The sequence below is a fragment of the Methylobacterium sp. yr668 genome, assembly GCF_900116245.1.
Classification (GTDB): Bacteria; Pseudomonadota; Alphaproteobacteria; order Rhizobiales; family Beijerinckiaceae; genus Methylobacterium.
In genome coordinates this window covers 67,942-73,941 of sequence record NZ_FOZY01000029.1, presented here as the reverse complement: position 1 = coordinate 73,941, position 6,000 = coordinate 67,942, and the positions used below count along the sequence as shown (strand labels likewise).

The following is a 6,000-nucleotide window of genomic DNA, read 5'->3' as shown; positions in this document are numbered from 1 at the left end:
CGGTCAGCCACATGACCTCGACGTTGCGGCCCGCCTCGCGCTCCAGGCGTCGGCTTGACGGGACCCGGTTGAGATAGCCGTAGACGTACAGCTTCAGCAGGGCGGCCGGATGGTAGCCCGGTCGACCCGTGCGTGCCGCATCGACACCCGCAAAGCCGAGCGCGCCGAGTTCCAGGGCCTCCACAAAGGCATCGACGACGCGGACAGGATTGTCCTCGGCGATCCAGTCCTCAAGACAAGGCGGAAACAGCGTCGTCTGATCGCGCTCGGCACCGACAACGAACCGTCCCATGCCATCCTCCGGTCGTGCAGAGGAAAGCTACCACCTTCGGGGTTTTGACACAGCCAGGGTCGCCAGCGGAACGTCCGCATATGTCCCCATCTTCATAGCCTCGGTTCGGGTGTCTCCTTGACCTGACCGGTATTTTGGACCGAGCCGATTGCGAGACTACTGCATGGTGGCGGCCATGGAGAGCCGGAAGGCCAGATCTGGGAAGCTGACAGGCGCAGGTGGCCGATAGCCAATCGACGAATGCGGTCGGACGCGGCTGTAGGTAGATTGCCATCGACCAATCACGATCTGCGCCTCCTTCAGCGAGTAGAAGATCTCTTGGTGTAGGCACTCGTCGCGCAGCCTACCGTTGAAGCTCTCACAGTACACGTTCTCCCACGGCGAGCCGGGTGCGATGTACTGAATCTGTGGCCCCGTCCTGGCGACCCACTGGCGCAGCGCCTTCGAGATCATCTCGGGGCCGTTATCGCAGCGGATGTGCTCCAGGAGGCCGTGCAGGCACATCGCATCGGCCAGCGTCTCGATCACACCTACGCTGTTGATGCGTCGGGCCACCTTCAGCGCCAGGCATGTCCGACTGTGCTCGTCGATCAGCGTCAGGACGCGCAAGCTGCGCCCGTCATGTGTCTGCGCCTGCACGAAGTCGAAGCTCCCCACATGGCTGCGGCAGAGCGGCCGCAGTCGCACGCATGAGCCGTCGGTCAGCCAGAGACGGCTGCGCGGCCGGTGCTCCTGGAGGACCTTCAGCCCCTCGCGACGCCAGATGCTCTCGTCCTGAGGTTCTCGAAGGATGAACCCGATCCTTGCCCACCGGCCAGCCGTCTGCCTGCAGCAGCGCGATGACACGGCGGTATCTGTCGCGCCGTACTCGGATGCCAGGGCCATGATGGCGCGGGTCAGCGCATCCGCGTCGGCCAGCAGTGTGGGCACGTAGCGTGGACACGTAGCGCTGCGTGCCCCGGTGCTGGCCGACGATCCGGCAGGCGTGACGTTCGGAAGAGGCCGTACTTCTCCCGGATGCCATCGACCGCCTGCCGGAGCCGCTCGGGGGCTACAAGTTTACCGAGGCGACGTCCGCCAGTACCTGCTTTTCCAAAGACAGGTCCGCCACGAGCCGCCGTAACCGAGCGTTCTCGCGCTCCAACTGCTTCATTTTCCTGGCCTGGTCGACTTGGAGGCCGCCGTACTCCTTGCGCCAGCGTGAGTCGCTCTGCTCAGAGATCTCCGCCTCCTCGCACGCCAGCGCCAAGCTTTTGCCTTGTGCCGTCTGCACCTCGATCTGGCGCAGCTTCAGCACGACCTGCTCCCCGCTCGTCTTCTGACCTCGCCGCATGCCGGACGCCTTCGGTCCTGTCTGATCCTCTCAATCAGCCCGGTCCAAAGCCAGCCGGTCAGGTCACGAGACACCACCCATACTCGATGTGAGAAGATACTGGCTGACGCGCTCGGCGAGCATCTCGCGCTCGCCTATCAGCGTACCATCGGCAGTCGCGAGCCAAAACTCGCCGAGGTCGGCCTCTGACCAACTTGGCTACGCCGGCCCGGCCGATCGCGCGGAGCAGTACTCGGCGTTCTTCTGGGGCAAGATCGAGCCGGTCATCGGGGATGCGACTCGCCCTCTCACGCTGACTGTCGGTGGGCGGATCTGAACTCCCAATCTCTATAGTCATGTGTCCGGCAGCGAGCATGACCGCTGTCGCATGGGTCCTCACCCGGCTGCGCTATCAGAATGACTCTCGAAGAAATCGGCCTTGGTGATGATAGCGAGCAACGAGTTCGCCCTCGCGCGCGTGGGCACATCGTCCATCTACATCCGGTACAAGCCGTTTCGAAATGTGGGGCGCAACGTGGGCCGGCTACTGCAACCCCGTCAGAAGACTCAGTTAAATCAACGATTAAATTCAAGTACGTGGCGGAGAGGGGGGGATTCGAACCCCCGATGCCCTTGCAGGCATGCCGCATTTCGAGTGCGGTGCATTCAACCGCTCTGCCACCTCTCCGCAAGGTGCCTCGATGAGACGGGCGGTGCGTAGCACGCGTGGTCCCGCTTCACAAGCGAGACGTCGCGCGGCGCCGGATCAGACCACCACGGTGATCGCCTGCGCCGCGCGGGTCAGGCCGGTGTAGAGCCAGCGCGCCCGGTGCTCGCGGAACGCGTAGGATTCGTCGAACAGCGTGACCCGATCCCACTGCGACCCTTGAGCCTTGTGCACCGTCAGCGCGTAGCCGTAGGTGAACTCGTCCGTCTCGCGCCGCAGGAACAGCGGGATCTCCTCGTCCGTGCCGGAGATCATCGCGCGCAGCACCTTGATGTCGGTGGGCTTTCGGCGGAGCGCCGGGTCGTCCTCCGGCACCACGTCGAGGCGGATCAGGTCCGGACGCGGCGGCGCGCGCAGGGCCTGCACGGTCCAGGTTGAGCCGTTGAGCAGGCCCTTCACCCGGTCGTTGCGCAGGCAGACCAGCTTCTCGCCGATCGCCGGCATCGGGTCCGTGTGGCCGGCCAGCTCCCGCAGCCGTGCATTGTAGAGGCGGCGGGTCTTGTTCAAGCCGACCAGCACCTGATCGCACTCGAGCACCTCGGCCGGATCCAGGGCGCGGCGCGACACGATCCGGCTCTGCCCGTAGCTGCCGAGCTCCAGCCGGCCGCCCTCGCGCACGGTCATGGCCATGCGGACGATCGGGTCGTCCTTGGCCTGCCGGTGCACCTCGGTGAGCATCACGTCGGGCTCGGCCTCGGTGAAGAAGCCGCCGCCGCGCACCGGCGGCAGCTGCGCCGGGTCGCCCAGGACGAGGACCGGCCGCTCGAAGGACAGGAGATCGTTGCCGAGGTCGGAATCGACCATCGAGCACTCGTCGATGATGATCAGGTCCGCCTTGGCGGCCGGGCCCGAGCGGTTCAGCGTGAAGGTCGGCCCGCCCTCCTCCGCCTCCTTGGTGCGGTAGATCAGCGAGTGGATCGTGGCGGCGTCGTAGCAGCCCTTCTGGCGCATCACCGAGGCCGCCTTGCCGGTGAAGGCCCCGTAGACCACCGTGCCGTCGACATCCTCGGCGATCCGGCGGGCGAGCGTCGTCTTGCCGGTGCCGGCATAGCCGAACAGCCGGAACACCTGCGATCCCCCGTCCCGCCGCCACGCGGCGATCGCCTTCAGCGCCGCGTCCTGCTGCGGCGCGTAGGCGGCCGGCAGACCCGCACTCACGGCCAGCGCACGGTCGGCGGCATCGAGGAGAGGATGGAGGCGACGTTGCCGCCCGTCTTCAGGCCGAAGATCGTGCCCCGGTCGTAGAGCAGGTTGAACTCCACGTAGCGGCCCCGCCGCACCTGCTGCTCGTGGCGGTCCGCCTCGGTCCAGGGCGTGCCGAGATTGTCGCGCACGATCTTCGGGTAGGCCTCCAGGAAGGCCCGGCCCACGTCGCGGGTGTAGGCGAGGTCGGCCTGCGGCGTCCCGCTCCAGAGGTAATCGTAGAAGATCCCGCCGATGCCGCGCGGCTCGTTCCGGTGCTTGAGGTGGAAATACTCGTCGCACCACGCCTTGTAGCGGGCGTGGTCGATGCCGTGCGCCGCGCAGGCCCGCGCCAGGCAGGCGTGGAAGTGGCGGCTGTCCGGATCGTCCTGCGTGCGGCGCCGGTCGAGCACCGGCGTCAGGTCGGCCCCGCCCCCGAACCACGCCCGCGTCGTCGCGACGAACCGGGTGTTCATGTGCACCGTCGGCACGTGCGGGTTCCACGGATGGGCGATCAGCGAGATGCCGGTGGCGAAGAAGCGCGGATCCTCGGCGGCGCCGGGCATCTGGGCGCGGAATTCCGGCGCGAACTCGCCGTGCACCGTCGAGATGTGCACGCCGGCCTTCTCGAAGACGCGGCCCCGCAGCATCGCCATGACGCCGCCGCCGCCCGGCCGCCCGGTATGGTCGGTCCGGTTCCACGGGGTCTTCTCGAACGTCCCGGGGCCCTCGGGCGCGTCGGGGTGGAACGGGCCCGCCGCCTCCGCCTCGAGGGTCTCCAGAGCGGCGACGATCCGGTCGCGCAGCGTCTCGAACCACGCCGCGGCCTCGGACTTCATGGCCGTCACGTCGGCCTCGGAGGGAGGCGCAGCCAGGGCTGCGCGCGCGTCGTCCGGCATCGTCATGACACAGGCTTTTCCACCCTGCCGGGCGCACGTCAATGCGGTCGCGGCCCCGCACGGGCGCGCAGGGCTCCCGCGCAGGGCTCCCGCGCCGGTGTCCCGACCGGCGACAACGCCCCTACGCGGCCCCTACGCGGCCCCTACGCGGGCGCCGGCCGCTCGCCGACGGGCTTGAGCAGCCCCGTGGCGGTCGCCACCAGCTCCCCGGCCTCGTCGCGGATCTCGGCCTCGCAGAAGATCACCGACCGCCCCGCCCGGGTGACCCGTCCCTCGGCGGTCAGGACGCCGCGGCCGGGGGCGAGGAAGCGGGTCTGCATGTCGAGGGTCACCACGGGGCGCCCCGCCCGCAGCCGCGCCGCCGTCCCCAGGGCGACGTCGAGCAGGGTGCAGAGCGCGCCGCCATGGGCGATGCCGAGGTTGTTGGCGTGCTCCGGCCGCAGGGCGAGGCGCAGCCGCGTCCGGCCCGCGCGCACGTCGAGCGCCTCGATCCCGCAGTGATCCACGAACGGGATGATGGCGCCGAAGACGGTGCCCGTCTCCGAGCGCTGATCCACTTGCTGATCCACCTGCTGATCCACTTGGTGATCCCCTTGGTGATCCCCTTGCCGGTCCACTTGCTGGTCCACGCCGATCGCCCCGGATCCTGCCCCGCCCGGATCCTTATCGCCCGGCCGCCTCCGAGGCCATGACCGGTCCGCGGCAGATCACGTGACAGTCCGGCCGAAACGTTCGTCCCGTCCCGAAGGCTCACGGGACATCGCGGCGGGCCGCCGCGTGAAGTTCTGCGCCTCTCATCAGACCGGAGACGGATCTTCGCAGAGGAAGCCCGCGGCGAGATCGCGGCGGAAGGCATAACCGGCGCCCGTCCGCGTCGCCCGGTCTCGTCCAACTTCGGCTCCGGGGTGTCGGTTTGCTCGACGGTCGATTTCAGCTCGACCCACGGTTTGAATAATATGCGTGTTCATGGCGGGGGCATTGTGTAGGGAAATGCTCGACGACGACTTGATTTTGCTGCACAGACGTTAGAACCGTCTCACGACGGTCGGATAGAGGGAATCATCGATGGACGACAACGCCACTGAGCAGCAGCAGACCTTTATCGAGCAGGCGTCCGACATCGTCTCGGCGTATGTCTCGAACAATTCCGTGCCGATCAGCGAATTGCCCGGTCTGCTCGCCGGCGTTCACGCCGCGCTGACGAAGCTGTCCGCCCCCGCGGCGACGGTCACCGAGGCGGCCGACAAGCCGACGCCGGCCCAGATCCGCAAGTCGGTGACGCCGGACGCCCTGATCTCGTTCATCGACGGCAAGCCGTACAAGACGCTCAAGCGGCACCTGTCGCGCAACGGCCTGACGATCGAGCAGTATCGCGAGCGCTTCGGGCTGCCGCGCGACTATCCGTCGACGGCCGCGAGCTACTCGGCTCAGCGCTCGGAACTCGCCCGCAGCCTCGGCCTCGGCCAGCAGCGCCGCAAGTCCGCCGCCCCGGCTCCCGAGCCCGAGCCCGTCGCGGAAGTGGCCGAGAAGCCGAAGCGCGCCAGCCGCACCCGCAAGGCCAAGGAGACGGCCTGAGCCCGGCCTGAGC

Annotated in this window: 5 protein-coding genes, 1 tRNA gene and 1 pseudogene; 1 reads left to right on the top strand and 6 read right to left on the bottom strand. The window is 68.0% G+C overall.

Features of this window, described 5'->3' with window-relative positions; translation table 11 throughout:
* The 6 genes and pseudogenes from BM419_RS25695 to BM419_RS25665 form a co-directional block, all read right to left on the bottom strand.
* Positions 1 to 292, bottom strand: a 292-nt coding sequence (locus tag BM419_RS25695; RefSeq protein WP_139257112.1) for a transposase, incomplete at its 3' end; no start/stop codon positions are given.
* Positions 293 to 448: 156 nt separating this feature from the next.
* Positions 449 to 1,625 (bottom strand): annotated as a pseudogene (locus BM419_RS25690) (IS3 family transposase).
* A 577-nt stretch (positions 1,626 to 2,202) separates the two neighbouring features.
* Positions 2,203 to 2,292 (bottom strand) — tRNA-Ser (locus tag BM419_RS25680).
* Between the two features lie 78 nt (positions 2,293 to 2,370).
* Entirely contained in the window at positions 2,371 to 3,489 is a 1,119-nt protein-coding gene (locus tag BM419_RS25675; RefSeq protein ID WP_012321591.1) for an ATP-dependent DNA helicase, read from the bottom strand.
* A complete protein-coding gene (hemF, locus tag BM419_RS25670; RefSeq protein WP_020091129.1) occupies positions 3,486 to 4,418 on the bottom strand; it encodes an oxygen-dependent coproporphyrinogen oxidase in 933 nt (310 codons plus the stop codon). The genes BM419_RS25675 and hemF overlap by 4 nt, the downstream gene beginning before the upstream one ends.
* 137 nt (positions 4,419 to 4,555) lie before the next feature.
* The gene (locus tag BM419_RS25665) at positions 4,556 to 4,969 is read right to left on the bottom strand and encodes a PaaI family thioesterase (RefSeq protein ID WP_056526422.1); all 414 of its coding nucleotides are present in this window, start codon (positions 4,967 to 4,969) and stop codon (positions 4,556 to 4,558) included.
* Positions 4,970 to 5,477: 508 nt separating this feature from the next.
* On the opposite strand from BM419_RS25665, the gene BM419_RS25660 reads away from it, so the two are divergent.
* Positions 5,478 to 5,987, top strand: coding sequence for a Ros/MucR family transcriptional regulator (locus BM419_RS25660; protein ID WP_091928091.1), 510 nt, complete (start codon positions 5,478 to 5,480; stop codon positions 5,985 to 5,987).
* Positions 5,988 to 6,000: the final 13 nt, after the last annotated feature.